The following is a 22,593-nucleotide window of genomic DNA, read 5'->3' on the forward strand; positions in this document are numbered from 1 at the left end:
TAATCAACAGTCTGTCACCATACTCTCATTGTGCGCTGCACCCGTTGATGGAACTCTGATTTCCACAATGATCCGGGGGCCGCATGAGCAACTTTTCTATCGACAGATCAGGCCAGCTTTTCAGACGAAGACGAAGGCGTTCGCTTAAGGTCGAGTGGCCAACGCTTTCGCTGCTGATTGCGTGCTACAGCCTCTGGGCGGCTGCCGGATACCTGCTTTATCCGGCCTATCCAATCTTTGCGCTGGTTGTGATGGGGGTAGCCGTCGCACTGCATTCGTCGCTACAGCACGAGGTTCTGCATGGGCATCCCACCCGCAATGCCAGGCTGAATGAAGCGCTCGTCTTCGCGCCGCTCGGTATTTTCTATCCCTATCGCAGCTATAAGCGAACCCATCTTCAGCATCATGCGGATGAACGCCTGACGGACCCCTTCGACGATCCTGAAAGCTACTACCGCGCCTTGAAAGACTGGGAAACCATGCACGGCCTTTTGAAGCTCCTCCTGACCTGGAACAATACGATGATTGGCCGGCTGCTGATCGGTCCGCCGTTGATGGTCGTGGGGTTCACGGTGTCCGAATGGCAGAAGATCCTGAAGGGCGATCGAAAGGTTATCCTCGCCTGGGCGCTGCATCTTGCTGGGCTGCTTCCGACGTTGATGGTCGTATCCTTGCTGTTCGGCATTCCTGTCTGGATCTATCTCGGCATCCCCGCCTATCTCGGCATTTCCATCATCGGCATTCGCTCCTACTGCGAGCATCAATGGTCTGAGCAGCCGGACGGACGGACGATTATCGTTGAAAAGTCAGTTCTTGCCCCGCTCTTTCTCTACAACAACCTGCATTTCGTGCATCATAAGCTTCCGAGCGCGGCCTGGTACAAGCTGCCAGCGCTCTATCGCGCCAGACGCGCCGAGTGGCAAAGGATGAATGAGGGCTATGTCTTCGCGAACTATTTCGACGTGTTTCGCGCCTTTGCATTCAGGGCGAAAGAGCCTGTCGCACACCCCGTATTGAGGCGGAATGACGCCGTTCCCATGGCAGATGTTGCGCCCCAGAAACAGATCGATCTCGCCGATTATGGTCTGTCCGGCATTGCCGTCCCAACGGATGTGACAGCGTGAGATGGATCGCCGCCCTTCCGATGTATGACTGGCCGGAATTGCGTGCCGAAACCGATGCGGCATGGGCGAGCATGCGTGCTCGCTTCATCGCGCATGGCATTGATGCGCCTGAGCATCTCGTTCGGCGCAACGGCGATATGCCGCCCGTTCCTGGTGGCATTTGCAGCGATGACGGGGCGATCATCGCGCCCGATCCGGCAGTGCTTGCTCCGGACGAGCTCGATCTGGACGTCCTGTGGCGCCATCCCGCGCTCCTGATCTCCAGCACCTGCTGGGGGCCGATGGAGCTTGGACTGAAAAAGCATGTCCAGGTCATCGGTCAGAGCGACTATGATGGCATCGAAGGCGGAGCCGGTACCTTCTATTCCAGCGCCATCATTAGCAGGCGAGGGCAGGGGTGGACCACCGCCGCCGCGCCGGAGACCGGAGAGGCGATCCTGCGGCTTAATGTCTTTCGGCGACGAAAACTGGCCTTCAATGAGTATCGGTCTATGTCCGGTTATCTGGCCTTGAAGCGCGATCTGGAAGCGATTGGCGAAAGTCTCAACATATTTGCCGAACTGATCGAAACCGGTGCACATCGCAGTTCTGTGGTCGCCGTTGCCCGAGGTGACGCGGACTTCGCCGCCATCGACTGCAGATCCTGGATGCTGGCTGAACGATATGAGCCTGCCGCGAAGGATCTACATATCGTCGGATGGACGGCACGACGCAAAGGCCTGCCTTTTATTCGTGCCAAGGGCATCGATCTTGAATTTCCGATGTAGCAGAGCTGGCCCCGGTTACTGCGTGGGCGCTTGTCGAGACAAGAGCGACCGGGTCTTTTCCATGTCGGATGCGATCGGCCGGTCATCCGAGTAATGGCCGATATGCGAGCGAAGCAGGCTGTAAACTGCGTCCGTGCCGGATGCGCGCTGGTCTTCCTTGTTGAGGAAATCATGCGCCTGAGTGGCTGCCATCCATTCGATCGCGAGAATATATTCGGCGTTATCCAAAACAGCGAGAAGCTTGTTGGCTGCGGCAGTCGGGTGCGCGAGAAAATCTTCCTGCAGGGCTGACGTCAGGCCGCCATCCGTGGAGGCCGGTGCCGCAAGCCGACGGTTCTCATTGGCCAGAGCGGCAGCGGTATATTGTGCAATCATGAACCCGGAATGGCTTCCGGGATCGGAGGCAAGGAAGGGCGGCAGCCCGCTCACCAGCGGGTTGACGAGTCGGTCGATCCGTCGCTCGCTCATTGCTGCAATCTGCGTGATCGCGATGGCAAGAGCATCGGTGGCCTGACCAAGGGCGGGAGCCACCGCATGCGCTTGCGACCAGACATGCGGTTCTGCGGGTGTCCCGGACACCGCTGGATTGTCGGTGACGGAGGCCAGTTCGCGATCCACAACGGCGGCGCAATTGGCAAAAACGTCGCGGGCCGCGCCATGCACATGGGGAATGGAGCGCAGGCTGAGAGCATCCTGGGTGCGCTTGCCTTGCGCGGCTGCGATCAGGCCGCTGCCATCCAGGCGAGCCCGAAGGGCAGCGCCGACAGCGGCAATACCCTCCGAGGCCCGGAGCGACAGAACGGCATCGCTGAAGGCAGGCATCTGGCAACCGATCGCCTCGAGAGTGAGCGCGGCAATGGCGTCCGCCCATTCCAGCAGATGAGCGGCGCGGTCGAGAGCGACACTGGAAAGGCCTGTGGCGCAAGCCGTGCCGTTGACCAGGCTGAGGCCTTCTTTTGCCTCTAGAACGAGCGGCTCAAGGCCGATTGCAGCCAGAGCCTCCCTTCCATGAAATGCCTTGTCGCCTATACGGGCCGAGCCCTCACCGATCAAGACCAGCGCGGTATGAGCATTGTGCGTGAGATATCCGGCGGACCCGCGTGAGGGCATGTCGGGAATGCAGTCCCGTTCGAGAAAGGCCGTGAGATGATGGATAATCTCTTTGCGCACCCCGGAATAGCCATGGGCGAAATTGGCGATTTGAGCCGCGATGATGGCGCGCACGTGACTGCGGGGAAGAAGCGGGCCGATGCCGCAGGCATGGCTGAGAATGATACTGCGTGAGAGCTTGCCCTGCGCAGCGCGATCGACCACCGTATCCGACAAGGCGCCGACGCCGGTGGTGATGCCATAGGCGCGGATGCCGTGTTCGACGATGCTTTCCACGATCCGGCGGGCGTTTTCGATGCGGGCGAGAGCGTTTTCAGAAAGGGTAAGGCCAGCATTTTTGCTGACCTTGGCCACGTCCTGCCAAGTCAGCCTGTCATCCAGCAACACGGTCATCAGGGCTTCCTGCTCTTCAAAAAAGGTGGGCGATATCACCGGACTCGGGAGCGAACACGGCCCTGGCGATCAGGTGCTGTAAAGGCGATAGCGGCTTCCAGGGTAGAGCAGACGAACCGAGGAAATCACGCCGGCTTCGGACCAGGTTCGGCGCCGAACGAGAAGGCAGGGCTCGGTCTTGGCAATTGCCAGCAGCTTGTACTCCCATGGCTGTGCTGTCACCGCCTCGATATGCTGCTCGGCCCGGACAATCGGCGCGACGGCCGTGAGATAACCGTTCGGCGTCGTCTTGACGAAGTCCTGATCGATATAGTCTGGGACGATCGCGTGATTGACGAAACGATCCTCGATCTGCATCGGAATGGAATCTTCGGCGTGTACGATCACCGAATGCGAAACCGGGCTGCCGATCTCGATGGCAAGCGCCTCTGCGAGATCCGCGTCGCAGGTCTCCATCCGCAGCATGATCACGCTTGCCGTGTGGACGCCGCCATTGCGGGTGATCTCGTCGGCAATATTCGGAACGCTTTGAAACTGGGAGGTGCGCTTCTTGCTGGCAACAAAGGAGCCCTTGCCTTGCACGCGGACCACGAAACCTTCATCCGCCAATTCGCGTAACGCCCGGTTGGCGGTCATGCGGCTCACGCCCAGGAGTTCAACCAGTTCGTTTTCGGACGGGACTCTATGGCCGACCGCCCACTCGCCGGTTTCGACACGGCTTCGAACATAATCCTTGAGCGTGACGTAAAGCGGCTTTTCGGATGCCTGCCCGTCCGGACCCTTTTCGACCTGTTTCTCTACCGTTTGCATGGGGCTCCCAAAAGCGAACGACCGCAATTCGTCATCCGACGCAGACCGAATGCGTGTGCGGGTATGGTTAGTGCCATACCCGCACACTGCAATCAGTTCAATTTATGTTGCGTCAGCCATTCTTCGGCAACCACATCGAAGCTGTCGTGATTGGCCAGGCGGCCGTTCATGACAACAAGATCCTTGGTGGTCAATGCTGCCGACACGGCGTCCAGCGTTTTCGTCACCATGTCGTTCACTTTCGCCTTGGCCATCACCGGGACGATGTTCTGGGCCGGGAAGAGGTTCTTGATGTCCTCGAGAATGATGAGATCGTTGGCGGCGATGGCAGGGTCCGTCGAGAACAGGTTTGCGGCCTGAACCTGATCGTTCATCAGTGCCGACAGCGTCAACGGGCCGCCGACATCAAGCGACTTGAACGACTTGAACTCAAGTCCGTAGAGAGTCTTCAAGCCGATGATGCCTTCCTTGCGGGTCTTCCACTCGGGTGGGCCGCCGAGCACCAGCTTGGAAGCGACCGGCGCGAGGTCCGCGATGGTCTTCAGCTTGTATTTCTCTGCCGTGGCGCGGGTAACCGCAACGCCATCGGAATCCTGAGCCGCGGAAGGTGTCAGCATCACGACACCCTGGGGCAGCGCCTTTTTCAGGGCCGCAGCCACGTCTTCCGGCGAGTGCGCCGTTGCACTCTTGTCGAGATAGCTGAGCGTCGCTCCGGTATATTCGGGCAGGAGGTCGATGGATCCGTCGAGAAGTGCCGGCATGTAAACCTCGCGGCTGCCGATATTCAGCTTGGTTTCCGTCTTGATGCCCTTCGCGGCAAGCGCCTTGGCATAAATGGTTGCCAGAAGCTGGCTTTCGGGGAAGTCGGCTGAGCCGACGATGACGGTGGTCGTGTCCGTCCGCGCGGCCGGAGCAGCGCCGAGCGGATCGGTCTGGGCAAGCGTTGTGGTGGCAGAAAGCACCGTCAGCGCCAACGCGCCAGCCGCTCTCAATATCTTGAAGGCCATGCAAGCTACTCCTTTGGGTTTGGAATGAAATGCGGTTTTGGGTGATGCGTGGTTCGTTCAGACGCGTCGCGTCAGTCCCGGTGAGACGGTCAGCCTTGAAATGATCCCGATGATGAGGTCAACGATCAGTGCCAGCGCGCCGACCAGAACGGCGCCTGCCGCCATCTGATAATAGTCATTCTGTGCGCGCCCATCGATGATGAGACGCCCGAGCCCGCCAAGCGAGACATAAGCGGCAATGGTAGCCGTTGAGATGATCTGCAGCGTCGCGCTGCGCAGCCCTGAGAAAATCAGCGGCAGGGCGCATGGCAGTTCCACATCGAAAAGGATATCGAGAGGCCGTTTTCCCATGCCACGCGCCGCATCCACCGCCGCTGGATCAACGGCGGCGACACCCGCATAGGCCCCGCTCATGATCGGCGGCACGGCAAGAAGCACCAGAACGATGATGCTCGGCACGATGAATGCCATGTCCGACGCAAAGACAGGCCCGAACAGGATGACCAGGAGCACGATCAGTCCAAGGCTCGGAAGAGCACGGAGCGCATTGGCAAGCCCTGCGATAAGAACCACGCCACGGCCTGTGTGTCCGACATAAAGGCCGATCGGCAGGCCGATCATGCATGAGAAGAAAAGCGCAAGCCCGCTATAGATCAGATGCTGGACGACAAGGGCGAAGACGCCATCTGTTCCGGTCCAATGGGTCGGGTCTGAAAACCATGCAATCATCGCTCAGCACCTCTCGGCTGCCATGGTGTGATGCGCCGCGTGACAAACAGCACGATCCCGTCCAGCAGTGCCGCGAGCAGCACGCACAGAAAGATCCCGGCGAGAATCGGCGTCAGGAACCGCAGTTGAAGTCCTTGTGTAAACAGCAGGCCGAGCTGCGGTGTTCCGACAAGGGCTGCGACTGAGACGATGCTGACATTGGACACCACGGCGACACGCAAGCCCGCCGCAATCACGGGAACGGCAAGGGGAAGCTCGACGAGAAGCAGCCTTGGGAGTGTGCGGTAGCCCATGGCATTGGCTGCCTGAATCACATCGGATGGCACGGACTGAAGACCGTCATGAACAGTGCGTACCAGAAGCGCAAGGGCGTAAATCGTGAGTGCCACGACGACATTCAGCGGATCGAGAATGCGTGTGCCGAGAACAAGCGGCAAGAGGACGAAGAGCGCGAGTGATGGAATGGTGTAGAAGAGCCCGGTTGCGCCAAGCATGGCGGAGCGGAAAAATCCGGCGCGTTGTGCCATCCAACCGAGGGGCAAGGCCAGTACCAGACCGATAAAGACTGGAATGACGGAAAGTCCGAGGTGCCAGAAGAACAGTTCGGCAATCCGGCCCGATTCACGATAGAGCCAGTCGAACCTCATGGGCGCGCTCCAAGCCGTCCGGTACGAGCAGCCTCGATTGCTGCTGCTACGTGGGACAGTGTCACCGTGCCGATCAATTCGCCAGCCGGCCCGACGATCACACCGCGACCGGATGGGGAGCTGAGTGCTGCATCGAGGACATGGCGCAGGCTGCTGCCTTCGACCGCAAGCGTCCCGCTGAGATTGAGGTCGCCGTTCCGCAACGGGTTTTTTACACCCTCGACATCCGCCCATCCAAGGGGACGGTTCTGCTCGTCGGCGACAAGGACCCATCGGTCAGTCGCAATCTGACGAAGGGTTTCGGGAGTGGCGCCGAGAGCCACTGTCGGCTCCTTGCCCAAACGCACACCCTCATGGTTGAATTCGGCAAAGCCCAGGATGCGATAACCGCGATCACGGCCTATGAAATCTGCGACAAAATCGTCGGCGGGCCTTGCCAGCAGTTCCTGGGGAGAAGCCATCTGGGCCAGTGTGCCTCCGGTGCGCAGAACGGCCACCTGATCGCCGAGCTTCAAAGCCTCGTCGATATCATGCGTGACCATGATGATCGTCTTGCCGATCTCTCGCTGCAGCCTCAGAAATTCGTCCTGCAACTGGCCACGCACCACCGGGTCTACAGCGCTGAAAGGCTCATCCATCAGCATGAACTTGGGATCGGACGCCAAGGCGCGGGCGACGCCAACGCGCTGCTGCTGACCGCCGGAAAGCTGCCATGGGTACCGATCGGCAAATGCTGAGGAAAGTCCGACGCGCTCCAGGAGATCATGCGCGATGCGAAGCGCGGTTTGCTTGGGCATGCCGTTCAGCCGCGCAGTCGTCGCAATATTATGGACAACTGTCCGATGCGGGAAGAGACCGGCGTTTTGAATAACATAGCCGATCTTGCGGCGAAGCAACGCAACATCCATCACGTCCGTCGGTTCACCATCCAGAAGAATTCTACCCGAAGAGGGGGTGATCAGCCGGTTGATCATCCGCAGTGATGTCGTCTTGCCGCAGCCGGATGGGCCAACGAAAATGGTCAGCTTGCCGCTCGGTGCCGTCAGCGACAGGTCATCGACAGCCGTCGTCGGCCCGGAATAGTGCTTGCTGACGTGATCGAATGTTATCATAGGCACAGTCCCCTTATTGTCCGGCAGCGGTATCGGCCTCAAATCCGGTGCCGTAGTTGTCTATACAAGCACGAAGGAGAAGGGAGTGCAAGCCGGGTTGCTTAAGGAATCTCCAAAACTCGCTGGTGATTAAAACTTATGCGATTGTTGGCGTGTCGGAGTGCGCAATCAGACGAGCGGCAAGTCACCGACTTGCTAAAGGATAAATGCTCTAGGAACTGGCGACTAAGATGCGAAATCCGTTGCCTAGGCCAAGCGCCCTTATCGACGTTGTGGCACTCCTCGCCCAGAATCTCGATACCACACCCGCGTGACTGAGGTGCAGGAAAGGCCTCTTCGCTGCTAAGCGAAATGGTTGCAACAGAGCCCGCGTTCAAAACTCACAAAATGCATTTGAGGGTTGCATCCTTGGTCTAATAATGCAAGAATTGGTACTGTATTTCCTAATTTACACTCACCCTAATAAAAATAATTTCTAATTTACAGAACAATATCGATAGTTTGTAATTATAATTATAATACACATTTATTTTGCATAGGTCTAGAATGTTTGATGTGCCCACGGATAGGCCAAGAACGTCTGCCACTGGACTCATAAAGTATTTAGAAATTGGGCTTTCATCTCGAGTGTCCGACGAGATTAAGAAATTCACCCACACTCATGATGTCTCGCACAATTCATTCTTTTTGGCTGTGCTCAGGATTTATTTCCATCGCTACGGAGCCGGAAACTGTATTTGTATAGATGACTGGGCCGAAGATGGGCTTCTAAAGCCCGCTATTTCATCGCTCCATTTGAATAACTCCACTGATATTTTTGAAAAAAGCGGTCTGCAAGTCATCCAGGACATGGCAAAATGGACCGCGGAAAATGTTGAACAGCGATCGTTTACAGGTCAACTGGCCGGTTCCACTCAGCAAGATAGTGCCTGTCAGGTGATCTTTTGTTGCTCTAGGGTTGGCAAAGCTCCTATGCCGGCCGAGATACGCAGATGTTTGCCCGGCCACGAGCTTTTCATTGAAATTTGCGTGCATGAGGACAAGTTTGTCCTCCATCTGGGATACGATGCTGGCCTCTTCGATCCCGTATCGGTCGAGCGGATGGGTGGGCACTACATTCATCTCGCCAGCCGCATGCTTGCCATGCCTGAGGCCGTTTCGCGCGATTATGACATCGTTCCCGAAAACGAACTCAACACGCTCTTTCAATGGACAAACACGGACGCACCTTATCCGCAGGATTGCTGCTTTTACGACCTCTTCGTCTTGCAAGCGAAGAGGGAGCCTGACAAGGCGGCCATTTTTCTAGGCGACGAAATGTTGACCTATGGCGCGCTGGAACAGAAGAGCGCGCGTCTTGCCGCGTGGTTACAAAAGCAGGGCGTCGGCCCGGGCGTGGTGATCGGGCTGACTGCACAGCGATCGCTCAACATGGTGATCGGCTTGCTGGGAATAACACGAGCAGGCGGTGCCTATGTGCCTTTGGGGCCGGATTATCCTGTCGAGCGCCTTCGATATATGGCCGAGGACAGCGGTGTCCGCCTCATCCTGACAGAGGCGCATCTGGTCGGTGCCGTCGAAGGCTGGGCAGGGGAGGGTGCTCGCATCGTCGCGCTGGACGGAGACTGGGACCGGATCGAAGAAGAGGCCTCGAATGAGCCCTTAAAGCTCGCCGGCCCAGACGATCTGGCCTATGTCATGTATACCTCCGGCAGCACGGGCAAGCCGAAAGGCGTGATGATCCCCCATCGGGCGCTCACCAATTTTCTCGTGTCCATGGGAAAAGAGCCGGGTCTTGGTGCTGATGACAGGCTTTTTGCGGTTACCACCTATTGTTTCGACATATCCGGGCTGGAACTTTATCTGCCGCTGATCAACGGCGCACAATGCCATATCTGCCCGGAAAGCGCTTTGCGTGACGGAGTGCAGCTTCTGGCCGAAATCCGCCGGGTCAAGCCCAGTTTCATGCAGGCGACACCCGCCACCTGGACCATGCTGTTTCACGCCGGATGGGGCAATGAAGAAAGGATGAAGATCCTCTGCGGGGGAGAAGCACTCCCCGACAGCCTCAGGCGCCGCTTTATCGAGGTCGGTGCAGATGTGTGGAACATGTATGGGCCGACGGAAACGACGATCTGGTCCACATTGCATCACCTGCATCAGGACGAGCCCGTCAATATCGGCAGACCCATTGCCAATACCCAGGTCTACATCGTTGACGACCGGCTTCGTCCCGTTCCGATCGGTGCGCCAGGCGAATTGTGCATCGCAGGCGACGGACTGGCCAAAGGCTATTGGAACCGGCCTGACATCACCGCCGAGAAATTTGTCGATAACCCCTTTTCTGGTTCGGCAAAGCTTTATCGCACCGGCGATCTCGCCTGCTGGCGGGCGAATGGCACGATCGACTATCTCGGGCGGATCGATCATCAGGTGAAAATCCGTGGCTTCCGCATCGAGCTTGGCGAAATCGAAACACGGTTGAACAGCCACCCCGAAATCCGCGAAGCCGTGGTGGTCGTGAAGACGCATAACGAGACGCAGAACCTCGTCTGCTATTATCTGTCGAAGACAGGACAGCCCTTGCCGTCTGCGCGCCTGCGCGAGCACATCAAGACGGAGCTGCCGGACTACATGGTTCCCGGTCTCTTCGTGCATCTTGAAAGCCTTCCCCTGACCCCGAACGGCAAGACCGACCGTAAGACGCTGATGGAGCGGGAGATAGCCAGCACTCATCATGATGCCGGTCCGCCGCCGGAATGGGACAGGGAGCGGCAGATCTGGGCGATCTGGAAAGATATCCTGCCGCTCGGCGAGATCGGCGTGCATGACAGCTTTTTCGAGGCAGGCGGCACATCGGTTTCGGCGGCCGCGCTGGTGCAGCGGCTGAACGAGACCTTTGGCTGCGAGATCAGCCTTGCCACCCTTTTCTCCCACCCAACCATCCGTCAACTGGCCGATCATATCGCGGCAAAACCTCCGGCCATGGTGGAGCGGCAAAAGCAGACCATGGCCCGGAAGGACGATGATGGAGCGATTGCCATTATCGGCATGGCCGGGAAGTTTCCCGGGGCAGCCGATCTTAATGCCTTCTGGGACCAGATCGTGACGGGGCGCAGTTCCATCACCGAGGTGCCCGCCGACCGCTGGGACTGGAAGGCCTGTTATGGCGATCCCTTGGAGGACATGGGCAAGACCCGGATCACGCGGGGTGGCTTTATCGATGGTGTCGGTGAGTTCGATCCGCTGTTCTTCGGCATCGCGCCGCGGGAAGCGGAGTTGATGGACCCGCAGCAGCGCCTGCTGATGACCTATACCTGGCTGGCGTTGGAAAATGCGGCGATCACACCGTCCAGCCTTTCCCGGCAGAAGACAGGCGTTTTCATCGCTGCCGCGCAAGGGGATTATGGCGCCTCAATCGCCATGGAAGCCGAAGACAGTGTCTATGGCATAACCTCGGACCTGACGGCGATGATCCCCAGCCGTATTTCCTATGCGCTCAACCTGCGGGGGCCGAGTGAGCTTTGTGAAACCACCTGCTCTTCGTCACTGGTCGCCGTGCATCGCGCCATCCAGTCCATGCGGCTCGGCGAATGCGGGCAAGCCATCGTCGGCGGTATCAATCTGCTGCTGACGCCGAAAGGTTTCAGCCGCTACGAGGCGATGGGACTGCTGACCACCGGAGAAAACGTTCAGTCCTTCCAGGCGGGAGCCAGCGGCTATCTAAGGGCTGAAGGGGTTGGTGTCGTCGTGCTGAAACCGCTTGCCCGGGCGATTGCTGATGGGGATATCATCCATGCGGTGCTGCGAGGATCGGGTGTCGCACATGGCGGCAAAGGCATGTCACTGACTGCGCCGAATGGCGAGGGCATGACAGCGGCGATGCTGAGCGCCTATGAGAGCGCCGGGGTCGATCCCGCCAGCATTGCGTATATCGAAACCCATGGTATTGCCTCGCCCGTGGGCGACAGCATCGAAATCGAAGCGCTAAAGGCAGGCACTCGCGGTGCTGCCGAGCGCAGCGGCCACCCACAGCCTTCGGATGCCCCCTGCTTCCTGAGCTGCTTGAAGCCCACCATGGGGCATGGCGAGGTCGTGTCCGGTCTGGCCGCCTTGATCAAGGTGACCATGGCGCTCCGCAACCGCACCATTCCCGGGCTCGCGCGCTTTACCAGACTGCATGACGGAATTTCGCTGGCCGGTTCGCCCTTCCGGATCAGCCGTGAAAGTCAGTTCTGGCCTGCGCGGCATGATGCGGCAGGGGAGGTTCTGCCGCGCCGCGCCTCCATCAACAGCTATGGCTTCGGGGCGAGCGCCCATGTGATCCTCGAGGAATATGTGCCGTCTGGTGTGGAAGAGACGCCCGCCTCTGCCGTCGCGGGGCCACAGCTGATTATTTTATCGGCCCGTAGCCGCAATCGTCTGACGGTCATGGCGGAAAACCTGCTGACCTTTGTCGAAAATCATCCTGACCTCGCCTTGGCTGATCTTGCCTATACGCTTCAGGTCGGGCGCGAGACCATGCGGGAACGGCTGGCGCTGGTGGCGACCGATCTCAACGATGTGAAAGCTGGTCTTTCCCGTTTCCTTGGCAAGGCGGAAGGGCAGGGCGTGTCGCCGCTTACCGGTTCGAGTGCGCAAACCGGCACGGCCAATACCACCGACCTCGTGGAGGTCTGGCGGCGGGGTGATCTGGAAACACTCGCCCAAGCCTGGGTCAGCGGCGCGGAGGTGGACTGGGCGCGTTTCGAGTGGAGCGAAGCCGTCCGCAGGCTTGTTTTACCCGCCTATCCCTTTGAGCAAAAAACCTATTGGGCCGTAAAGCCGGAGCAGGATGCCATGAATGTCATGAAGTCGATCAAGACGACGGGCGGCAAAAAGCGTATCTGCGTGGTGGGGGCAGGGCCTGCCGGGCTCGTCATGGCCAAGTCGCTTCTGGAAGAGGGCATGGAGCCGGTGGTGTACGAAGCCGCCAACACGCTCGGCGGTGTCTGGAACCTCGCTCAACAAAAAAGCTCCGGCGTTTATAAAAATACACGCTTCCAGAACTCGGCGGATACGAGCTTCTTTTCCGACTTTCCGCCGCGTCCCGGTCATGCGCTGTTTCCGGGTGTCGGCGAGGTGCGGACCTATCTTCAGGATTATGCCGAGGCCTTCGGCCTCACCCGCCTTATCCATTGCCGCAGCAAGGTGATCTCTGTCACCGAAGAGGGCGGCCAATGGCGGGTAGAGGTCGATCGCGACGGTATGCGGGAGGTCGGCACCTTCGATGGCGTCGCACTCTGCCATGGCCGCTACCACCATCCCGTCATCCCGAAGCTTGCCGGGCTGGATGGCTTTCAGGGCGAGGTGCTCCATTCCGGGCACTATTACGATAACCGGATTTTCGAGGGCAAGCGCGTTCTCGTGGTCGGCAATGGCGTCAGCGGCATGGATATTGCCGAGGAGGCAAGCCATGTCGCCCGCTCGGTCCACTGGACCATGCGGTCGCTGAAATTCGTGCTGCCGCGTATGGTCGGCTATCTGCCGAACGATTTCATTTCCCCGGCCAACCTGCTGATGTCGCCCGACAATCGCGCGGTGATGGAGCGGCTGAAAAGCTCCATGCCGGACTATGAGGAGGCCTATCGCAAAAGCGGCCTGTTTCCGACGCTGGAGGATTTCCGCGCCAATCCCTTCATTCACATCAATGACAATGTGATCTTCCGCGTCGCCGAGGGTGCGATCGAAACCTTCGTGGAGGATATCGACCACTTCACGCCGCGCGGCTGCATTTTCAAGACCTCTGGCCGTGAACTGCGGGACCTCGACATGGTGGTGTTCTGCACCGGCTATGACAATTCCAAAGCCTTCGATTATGTCCGGCAGTTTTCCATGCAGGACGATTTCGCGATGGGCCTGTTCTATCGCCGCAATCCAAGCCTGGTGAATACCTATGGCGTGCAGAATGTCGGTACCACCGGCACGCTGCCCTATCTGGAAATGGTCGCCCGCTGGTATGCGCGAATCATGGCCGGTCAATATCGCCTCAGCGCCGAGGAGCTGGATTGCCGCATCGACCGGCGGGACATTGTGGTCGCGCCGCTGTCCAACGTCATCATTGGTCTGAAGCTTGGCTTGCTGCCAAGGCCGGAACAGGAGTTCTCTGCTTTCTGGCGGCTCATCAACATGCCGTCTTTCCCGGCAATCTACCGTATGCGTGGCCCTCATGCCGATAAACAGGCGGAAGCCACGGTGGAAAAATCGCTGGCCCGCTCGTTCATTCAGCAGGGGGAGCAGGATGAGGGTCTGCAAAAGGTCAAGTACCGCCTGCTCGCGGGCCTTGGCGAGGCGGCCTTGGATAGCTTGCTCAGCCGTGGCGAAATCACCGAGGAGGATTATCGGCAGGCCGGTGCCCACCAGGCCGATCCGCTGGTTCTGACCTGGGAAAGCCAGTTCGTCAGGCCGGTTCGCAAACAGGACGTGATCCCTGAAAAAAGGGAGGCGGTTGCGCAAACTGCTGACGCAAGCCTGTCTGAAACAGGTTTTGTCGAGGCCATCCGGACGCTTGTCGCGCGCACCCTGAAACTGGACGTCAGCGAAATCGCGCTGGACCAGAATCTCAGCAATTACGGCTTCAGCTCCGTCACGCTCACGGCCTTTTCCCGGACCGTGATGGAGGAATATGGCCTGCGGCTTGCCCCCACCGCCTTCATGGAACATCCGACGCTGAAAGCGCTGGGCGCTTTCCTCCACCGGCAATTGTCGAAAACGGAGACTGCGGCAAAGCCCGCACAGGTGGCGGAACAAACCGTCTCCGCTTCCTTGCGGCAGGTCGATCCCGCCGCTACGAGGCCGCAAGATCACGATGACATTGCCATCATCGGCATGGGTGCCAGGGTGCCGGGTGCGTCGAGCCTTGCCGAGTTCTGGCAGAACCTCGTCGAGGGCAAGTCCCTCGTGACGCGCATCCCCGAGGATCGCTGGTCCTGGCGCGACCATGACGGCGATCCGGCGGAGCCGGGCAGAACCGATTGCCATTACGGCGCCTTCATCGAGGATGTCGCCTGGTTCGATCCGCAGCATTTCAACATTGCGCCGCGCGAAGCAGCCTTGATCGATCCGCAGCACCGCCTGCTCATGGAAACGGCCTGGGAAACGCTGGAGACTGCGGGCTATGCCAGAACGGCGCTGTTTGGCAGGGCCATCGGGTGCTTTATCGGTGTCGAGCGGCAGGATTATGCCAACCGGCTGCGGCAGATGGGTATCCCGGCGGATAGCCATCTCAATACCGGCAACAGCCACGCCATGCTGGTCAACCGGCTGGCCCATGTTTTCGGCTGGAAGGGACCGGTGCTGGCGCTGGATACGGCCTGCTCCAGTTCTTTTTCCGCCCTGCATGCGGCCATCGCCAGCCTGCGATCCGGCGAGGCGGAAATGGCCTTGGCGGGCGGCGTCAATCTGGTGCTCGATCCTGACGTGGTCGTCTGCAACCGCAAGCTTGGTCTCTTCACCGGCGAGAACCGTGTCAGGCCCTTCGACCGGGATGCCTCCGGCCATTTCTTCAGCGACGGTCTTGGGCTGTTGCTGCTGAAGCCACTGTCGGCGGCCAAACGGGACGGCGATCCGATCCATGGCGTCATCAAGGGCATGGCCGTGCGCCATGGCGGGCAGGGGGTGATGCTGACCTTCCCCAACCCCGCCGCCCATGGCGAGGTCATAGGCGAGGCGCTCACCAAGGCAGGCTTGCAGCCTGAAGATATCGATTACATCGAGGCGCAGGGCACCGCCAATCCGGTGGCGGACGCGGTGGAACTCAAGGCCTATCATCAGGTCTTTGCCGGGCGGCGGGTGCCGATCGGCACGATCAAGGGCCATATGGGGCATTTCGCCGGCGCTTCAGGCGTTCTTGCGGTTATCAAAGCACTTCTATTGCTGAAAAATGACCGTCTGATCCGGGTTGAGCATTTCAACACATTGAACTGGGAGGAAGAGGAAGCCTTCTCCTGCGATATTCTCGACCGTGACCGGACCTGGCCTGCGAAAATGCGGGCGGGCCAGCCGGTGCCCCGGCGGATCGGCATCCATAATTTCGGCTTCGGCGGTGTTACCGGCCATCTGGTGCTGGAGGAATATCCTGTTGGTTCGCGGCGTGAAGGCGGGGATGCCGTCTCGCGGCCTGAACTTATTGTGCTGTCGGCGAAAAAGCCGGAGCAATTGGTTGCCCAGGCCGAGCGTCTGTTGCGCTATATCGATCACGCCGAATATCGGATTTACGGCTCCAACCAACCCAGCCTTGCCGAGATTGCCTACACGTTGCAGGTGGGGCGTGAAGCCTTTGCTCACCGTCTGGCCTTCATTGCGAGAGACTTGCAGGAGCTGTTGGCGATCTTGCGGCAGGTGGCGGAAGGCCACGGCATGATCGGCCAGTGCTGGCGCGGGATCAACAAGGCTGAGGCCGGTGCACTGGACCGACGCGCCGTTGAAAAGGCACGTCTTGCGGAATTGGCCGAGGCCTGGGTGGCTGGCGCGAGCATCGAATGGTCTCATCTGCCCCGGGATCAGAAACCGGTACGCACCGTTTTGCCTGCGCTGGTCTTCAACAGGCAGCGTTACTGGATCGATGCGTCACCCGTCTCCACGCCATCGCGTCAGAATGCCGCCGCCATGCCGGAGGAAGTGCGCGGCATGATCCCGACATTGAATGGCACCGGCACCATGACCAAGCAGTTGCTGGCCTGTTCCGAAGCCTTCGTGGATTATGCGGGACAATGCGATGGCGAGGTTCTGGACCTCGGCTGCGCCTATGGTGCGGCATCGCTTGCGGCGCTTCAGCGCGGTGCACGGGTGGTTGCGGTGGATATGGACCCACGGCATTTGGAGATTGTCGAACAGCAGGTGACGGGTGAGGCGCGGCAGAGGCTCGTGACGCAGACCGGCATGCTGCCGGGTCTCGATTACGCCGATCGGCGCTTTGCCGCCATTCATGCCGGGCGCGTGCTGCATTTCCTGTCGCCGGAGGATCTTCGGGAAACCTTTGCCCGGATGTATCGCTGGCTGAAGCCCGGCGGCAAGCTGTTCGTCACCTGCGATACCCCCTATTTCCCGCATTGGGCCGCCAAGCTCGAGGAATACGAAGCAGCCAAGGCCGATGGGCACCTCTGGCCCGGCTATATTCCCGATCTGGAGGGTTTTCTCGCCTGCCATGCGGGCGGCGAAGGCCATGCCCGCGAGGCAGCGCTCAGAGCCCGGGAGGGGTTGAAGGGTGTGCCGCGCATCAATCTGACGGACCCGGATATCCTGCGCCGCGAGGCCGCAGCCGCAGGCTTTGCCGTGGAGAAGGCGGATTTCGAAGGACTGGCCGTCGAGATCAAGGGCCGCAAAATCAGCGATGGTTTCGAACATGTGGCGCTGATTGCCGCACGGCCCGTGACGGCAGGGGAAAAGCGTCCGGTTCCAGCCGCTTTGAATATACAGACCGCGTCCGGCAAAACAGAGCCCCTGGCCGCCCGCCCCAGGGCAGAGACGGTCATGAACACCATCCGCCCCCTGCTGGCGGAGGAGCTGGGCATGGCGGCGGAGGAGATTGACGCGGAGACCAAGTTCTTCGATCTCGGCCTGACCTCGGCCATGGCGGTGAGCTGGATGAGCGCGGTCAACGCCGCCTATGGCCTGGCCATTCCGGCAGCGCGGCTGTTTTCCTTTCCAAGCCTGAAGGCGTTGACCGCCTACCTTGTGGATCGGATTGCGGAAAACGCCGTTTCTGCTCCGGCTCTGGAAGACCAGCCGCCTGCGGCTGCACGTCCTGTGTCCGCATCCGTTGCGACCCTGCACGCCAAGCCCGCGCCGCGATCTTCCGAGCCTGTGCAGATTGCGGTGATCGGTCTTTCCTGCCGCTTCCCCAAGGCGAAAAACAAGGAAGAATTTTGGGAGGCGATCCGCTCCGGGCGTGATTGCATCAGCGAGGTGCCGGATCATCGCTGGTCCATGGAAGCCTATTATGACGCGGACCCGCAGGCGCCGGGCAAGACGGATTGCCGCTATATGGGGCTGCTGGACGATGCCGAATGCTTCGATCCGATGTTCTTCCGCATCTCGCCGCTCGAAGCGCGGCACATGGACCCGCAGCAAAGGCTGTTTCTGGAAGAGGCCTGGAGCTGCCTTGAAGATGCCGGCTATGCCACGGAAGCGCTCTCCGGCACACGCTGCGGCGTCTTCGCAGGCTATGGCAATTACGGTCAGGACCAGATGGCCTCGGCCAACAATGCCCAGCGCTTCATCGGCGCCAGCCCTTCCATTCTTGCGGCGCGCATTGCCTATCTCCTGAACCTGCAAGGCCCCTGCCTGACCATCGATACCGCCTGTTCGGCCTCGCTGGTGGCGGTGGCGCAGGCCTGCAACAGCCTTGTGCTGGGCGATTGTGACATGGCGCTGGCGGGTGGCGTTTCGGTGCTGACCGGTCCTGCCATTCACATCATGGCCAGCAAGGCGGGCATGCTGTCCAGAGATGGCCGCTGCTTTTCGCTCGATCAGCGTGCCAATGGCTTTGTGCCGTCGGAAGGTGTCGGCATGGTCGCGCTGAAGCGGCTGGCCGATGCGGAGCGCGATGGCGACCATATATATGGCGTCCTCAAAGGCTGGGGCGTTAATCAGGATGGCAGCACCAACGGCATCACCGCGCCGAACCAGCAGGCGCAGACGCGTCTGGAGCGCGAGGTATATGAGCGTTTCGGCATCGATCCTGCCTCGCTGGATTATGTGGAACTGCATGGCACCGGCACCAAGCTGGGCGACCCCATCGAGGTCGAGGCACTGATCGAAGCCTTCCGGCCATCGACCGAGGAGCATGGCTTCTGCGCGCTCGGCTCCGTCAAGAGCAATATCGGTCACAGCCTCGCAGCGGCGGGCATTGCCGGGCTTGCCAAAATGCTGCTGGCGCTGAAAGCGCGGCAATTGCCGCCCACCCTGCATGTGCAGCAGCTCAACGACCATATCCGGCTGGAGCAGACGCCATTTTATGTCAACAGTACCGTCAAGCCGTGGCTGGATAAACCCGGCAGGCCGCGTCGCGCCGCCGTCAGCTCCTTCGGCTATAGCGGCACCAATGCCCATGTCGTGGTGGAGGCCTATGAGCCACCGCCCATTGAAACCGTCAATACATCCGGCCCCCACGCCATCGTGCTGTCCGCCCGCAACCGAGCGCAATTGACGGCCATGGCCGAGCGGTTGAAGGCGCATGTGGAAACCCATCCCGATCTCGACCTTGCCGATCTGGCCTACACCCTCCAGACGGGCCGGATGGCTATGGAGGACCGGTTGGGCTTCGTGGCGATCTCCCGGGCCGATCTTCTGGAAAAGATCGCGGCCTTTCTTTCGGCCAAGCCATTATCCGGCCTGCATCTCGGGACGGCCGGGCAGAAACAAGACCTTCTGTCGCTCTTTTCCGATGACGATGATCTGGGGGCCACGGTCGAAACCTGGATGCGCAAGCACAAGCATGACAAGCTGCTGGCGCTCTGGGTGCGCGGACTGTCCATCGACTGGCAACGCTTCTATCAGGGCGGGCCAGCGCCCCGGCGGATCAGCCTGCCGACCTATCCGTTCGCGCGCGAACGCTATTGGGATCATATGCCGCTTCCCGAAGTCTCTGTGGCAGCAAGGGATACGGAACAGGGCCTTTCCAGCCTGAACGGGAGCCAACGCTTTCTCAGCAAGCAGTGGCAGCCCGCCCGGATCGAGCCTTCGCAGCCATTGGCAGGGCATGCACTGATCCTGGCCAGCCGGGAAACGCAAACCCTGGCGGAGGCGGTGAAGGCGCTTCTGCCCGAGGGTGAGATTGTTCTGATCGAGACGGCCAGAGCCGATACCCTGCCGACCGATGTGGATGGTGTGATCGATCTGATCGGCTGCGGGCGTGAGCGGCATGACGGTTTGGAATGGCTCACTCTCCTTCAGCGTCTGCTGGCTGACCGTTCGCGTCCCGAGCGCCTGCTGCTCGGGGTGTCGCAGGGGCTCGAAGCCTTCGGGCAGGCCGTGGTCAACCTGGCCGGTGCGACACGGGCGGTGCTCTATCGGCTTCTGCAAAGCGAATATCCGGCCCTTCAAAGCCGCCATATGGACGCCGATCCCGCCCTGTCCGGCGTTGAACTGGCACGGCAGATTGTCGCGGACTATGCGCTGCGTGATGGGAATGCTGAGGTCTGCTATCGCCAGGGCAACCGTTACAGGGCCGTGCTCACGCAGACGCCGCCGCCTTCCCTGCGGAATGAACCGGTTTTTTCCGGAGAGGGGCCTGTCTGGATCACGGGCGGCACACGCGGCCTTGGTCTCTTGACCGCAACCCATCTGGTGCGGCGGCATGGCGTGCGCCGCCTCATACTCTCCGGCCAGAATGCCCTGCCGCCCCGCGGCGAATGGCAGAGTGCGATGGCCGCCCGGCATCCCCGCGCCAGCGATATGGCCGCGATTGCGGCGCTGGAGGCAGAAGGCGCCGAGGTGATGGTTCTGAACGTGCCATTGAGCGACGAAGCCGCGATCCGCACGGCCCTTGCCGCGGTACACCGGGAGATGGGGCCAGTCTCAGGGCTTGTTCACTGCGCGGGCCGCATGGATTTCGACACACCCGCTTTTCTGCGGAAAACTGTCGACGGTATCGAACAGGTGCTTCAGCCGAAAACAAGCGGTCTCGACCGGCTGCTGGCGGCGCTTGCCGATGAGCCGCTCCGTCTCGTTCTGCTGTTTTCCTCGGTGGCAGGGATTATCCCGGGCTTTGGGGCAGGGCAGAGCGATTATGCCATGGCCAATGCCTATCTCGATTATGTCGCGGCAAGCCGGACCGATCTTCCAATCCTGTCCTTGCAATGGCCGCTTTGGGGCCAGTCGGACAAGGGGGATTTCAAGAGTGCCGCCTATGAGCGCAGCGGCTTTCTGAGGCACAGCCATGACGAAGGGCTGGCACTGCTCGATCTCGCTCTTGCGCACCAATGGGGTCCCGTTGTCCTGCCTGCGATGGTCGATCCCGCCCGGTTCCAGCCGGAACGTCTGCTGATGCGAAGCAGTCCTCCTGTGGAGCCTCGCGCAGTGGAAAATACGTCAGCTCCGCTTCCCGCGCGTCAAACGCCCTCTCCTGCTGCCGTTCGGGACTGGCTTGCCGCACTTGTGGCCGCAGAGCTGGAAATACCGCGCGAAAAGATCAGTACCGAGGCCGAATTTCACGATTATGGTGTGGATTCCATTCTTCTGGCTCAGATCACCCGTGTCATCGGCAAGGCGCTTTCCGTCTCCATCGATCCTTCCGCACCCTTTGACCATTCCTCCATCGACGCGCTTTCCGCCTGGCTTCTTGCCCGGCATGGCGAGGCCCTGGTTTTGGCGCTGGCCGGAACGGGCGAGCCGGAGGCTGTGGTGATGCCCTCTCCGGCAGATCGGAAACCTCCCGCAAATCTCTCCACACAGCCGCAGCCTGTCCCGGTGCGGGCCGATGCTGGCTCAACGGATATTGCCGTCATCGGCATGGCCTGCCGGTTCCCCGGTGCGCCCGATCTTGAGGCTTACTGGAACCTGCTGGCCAGTGGCCGCAGTGCGATTTCCCCGGTGCCGCCAGAGCGCTTTGGTTATGCCAGCGCATTTTCCGCCGGACTTCTGGAAAGCATCAACCGGTTCGATCCCGATTTCTTCCGGATTTCCGAGAACGACGCCCGCCTGATGGACCCGCAGGCTCTGGTCGTTCTGGAAGAGACGCTGATGCTGTTCAGCCATGCCGGCTATTCGCTCGAAGAGATGCGCGGCAGCGCCACGGGTGTCTATCTCGGCGCCCGCAGCCGCATTCAGGATGCCGACCGCATCGTGCAACTGGCCCATAGCCCCGTTGCTGTCTGGGGACAGAATTACCTTGCGGCGAATATCTCGCATTTCTTCGATCTGAAAGGCCCGAGCCTGGTGATCGATACCGCCTGTTCCTCGGCGCTGGTCGCCATGCAGGCGGCCATTGATGGCCTGAACCGTGGTGAGACCCGTTTTGCTGTCGTCGGCGGCGTCAACCTGCTGACGGATGATCTTCCCCATCGCCTTTTCAAGCAGCGGCAGTTGCTGAGCCCCGGCCAGAGTTTCCATATCTTCGACCGGCGCGCCTCGGGCGTGGTGCTCGGCGAAGGCGCGGGCCTCGTGCTTCTCAAGACACGCGCCGATGCAGAGCGCGATGGCGACCGTATCCTCGCCGTCATCAAGGGGATCGCGGTCAACAATGACGGTCGCACCGCAGGACCTACGACACCCAGCGTTCAGGCCCAGAAAGCCGTCATGCAGATGGCCTTGCAGAAAAGCGGCCTGGGAGCCGAAGACATCGGCTTTATCGAGGTCAATGGATCGGGCTCGGAGGTGACCGATCTCCTGGAACTGAAAGCCATGGAGGCTATTTACCGCGCCTCCAGCCGCACGCCCTGTGCGCTCGGATCGGTCAAGCCGAATATCGGGCATCCGCTGTGTGCCGAAGGCATTGCCGGTTTCATCAAGCTGGCGCTGATGCTGAGCCGTGGGGCCTATGTGCCCTTCCTCTCCGGCCAGCAGGCGATGAGCCATTACGCCATGGAAAGCTCGCCCTTCTTCTTCCCCCGCGAGCATGCGGCCTGGAACAGCTCCCGCCGGGCTGCAGCCCTTAGCAGCTTTGCCGATGGCGGCACCAATGCGCACCTCATTCTGGAAGAGGGCGTGCACGCACAGGAGGCGCGCCGCCAGCCGGTTGCGCCGCCCAGCCTCAACCGCCGCGATCTTCACAAGGATGGTCTGGACCTCCCGCCGCCTTCATCCGCGATGAATTGGTGGGAAAGCGTATCGCAGGGCCAGACTGCGAGTGGGGCATCCGCACGGATACTTGAAACGACACTTTCTTAGAGCGCTTTTCGATCTGATTGAATCAG

The 22,593-nt window shown here is 60.3% G+C and carries 9 protein-coding genes; 3 read left to right on the forward strand and 6 right to left on the reverse strand.

Going from position 1 to position 22,593, the window contains the following annotated elements; genetic code table 11:
- Positions 1-83 precede the first annotated feature (83 nt).
- Complete coding sequence (locus QO005_RS19655) at positions 84-1,124, forward strand: fatty acid desaturase (RefSeq protein WP_307159726.1); 1,041 nt, start codon at positions 84-86, stop codon at positions 1,122-1,124.
- Positions 1,125-1,144: 20 nt separating this feature from the next.
- Positions 1,145-1,891 (forward strand): phosphate/phosphite/phosphonate ABC transporter substrate-binding protein, encoded by a 747-nt coding sequence (locus QO005_RS19660; RefSeq protein ID WP_307159727.1) that lies wholly within the window; start codon positions 1,145-1,147, stop codon positions 1,889-1,891.
- 15 nt (positions 1,892-1,906) lie between these two features.
- On the opposite strand, the gene QO005_RS19665 is transcribed toward QO005_RS19660, so the two are convergent.
- The 6 genes from QO005_RS19665 to QO005_RS19690 form a co-directional block, all read right to left on the reverse strand.
- Positions 1,907-3,394 (reverse strand): HAL/PAL/TAL family ammonia-lyase, encoded by a 1,488-nt coding sequence (locus QO005_RS19665; protein ID WP_307159728.1) that lies wholly within the window; start codon positions 3,392-3,394, stop codon positions 1,907-1,909.
- Between the two features lie 69 nt (positions 3,395-3,463).
- Complete coding sequence (gene hutC / locus QO005_RS19670) at positions 3,464-4,204, reverse strand: histidine utilization transcriptional repressor HutC (protein ID WP_307159729.1); 741 nt, start codon at positions 4,202-4,204, stop codon at positions 3,464-3,466.
- Positions 4,205-4,296: 92 nt separating this feature from the next.
- Positions 4,297-5,211 (reverse strand): ABC transporter substrate-binding protein, encoded by a 915-nt coding sequence (locus QO005_RS19675; protein ID WP_307159730.1) that lies wholly within the window; start codon positions 5,209-5,211, stop codon positions 4,297-4,299.
- A 57-nt stretch (positions 5,212-5,268) separates the two neighbouring features.
- Positions 5,269-5,940, reverse strand: coding sequence for an ABC transporter permease (locus tag QO005_RS19680; protein WP_307159731.1), 672 nt, complete (start codon positions 5,938-5,940; stop codon positions 5,269-5,271).
- Positions 5,937-6,587 carry an ABC transporter permease gene (locus QO005_RS19685; RefSeq protein WP_307159732.1) on the reverse strand — a complete coding sequence of 217 codons (651 nt, stop codon included), beginning with the start codon at positions 6,585-6,587 and terminating at the stop codon, positions 5,937-5,939. The genes QO005_RS19680 and QO005_RS19685 overlap by 4 nt, the downstream gene beginning before the upstream one ends.
- Positions 6,584-7,699, reverse strand: coding sequence for an ABC transporter ATP-binding protein (locus tag QO005_RS19690; protein WP_307159733.1), 1,116 nt, complete (start codon positions 7,697-7,699; stop codon positions 6,584-6,586). The genes QO005_RS19685 and QO005_RS19690 overlap by 4 nt, the downstream gene beginning before the upstream one ends.
- Before the next feature lie 1,029 nt (positions 7,700-8,728).
- Here QO005_RS19690 and QO005_RS19695 point away from each other — a divergent pair.
- Positions 8,729-22,567, forward strand: coding sequence for an amino acid adenylation domain-containing protein (locus QO005_RS19695; RefSeq protein ID WP_307159734.1), 13,839 nt, complete (start codon positions 8,729-8,731; stop codon positions 22,565-22,567).
- The last annotated feature ends 26 nt before the right edge of the window (positions 22,568-22,593 follow it).

The sequence above is a fragment of the Allorhizobium paknamense genome, assembly GCF_030815125.1.
Taxonomy (GTDB): Bacteria; Pseudomonadota; Alphaproteobacteria; order Rhizobiales; family Rhizobiaceae; genus Allorhizobium; species Allorhizobium paknamense.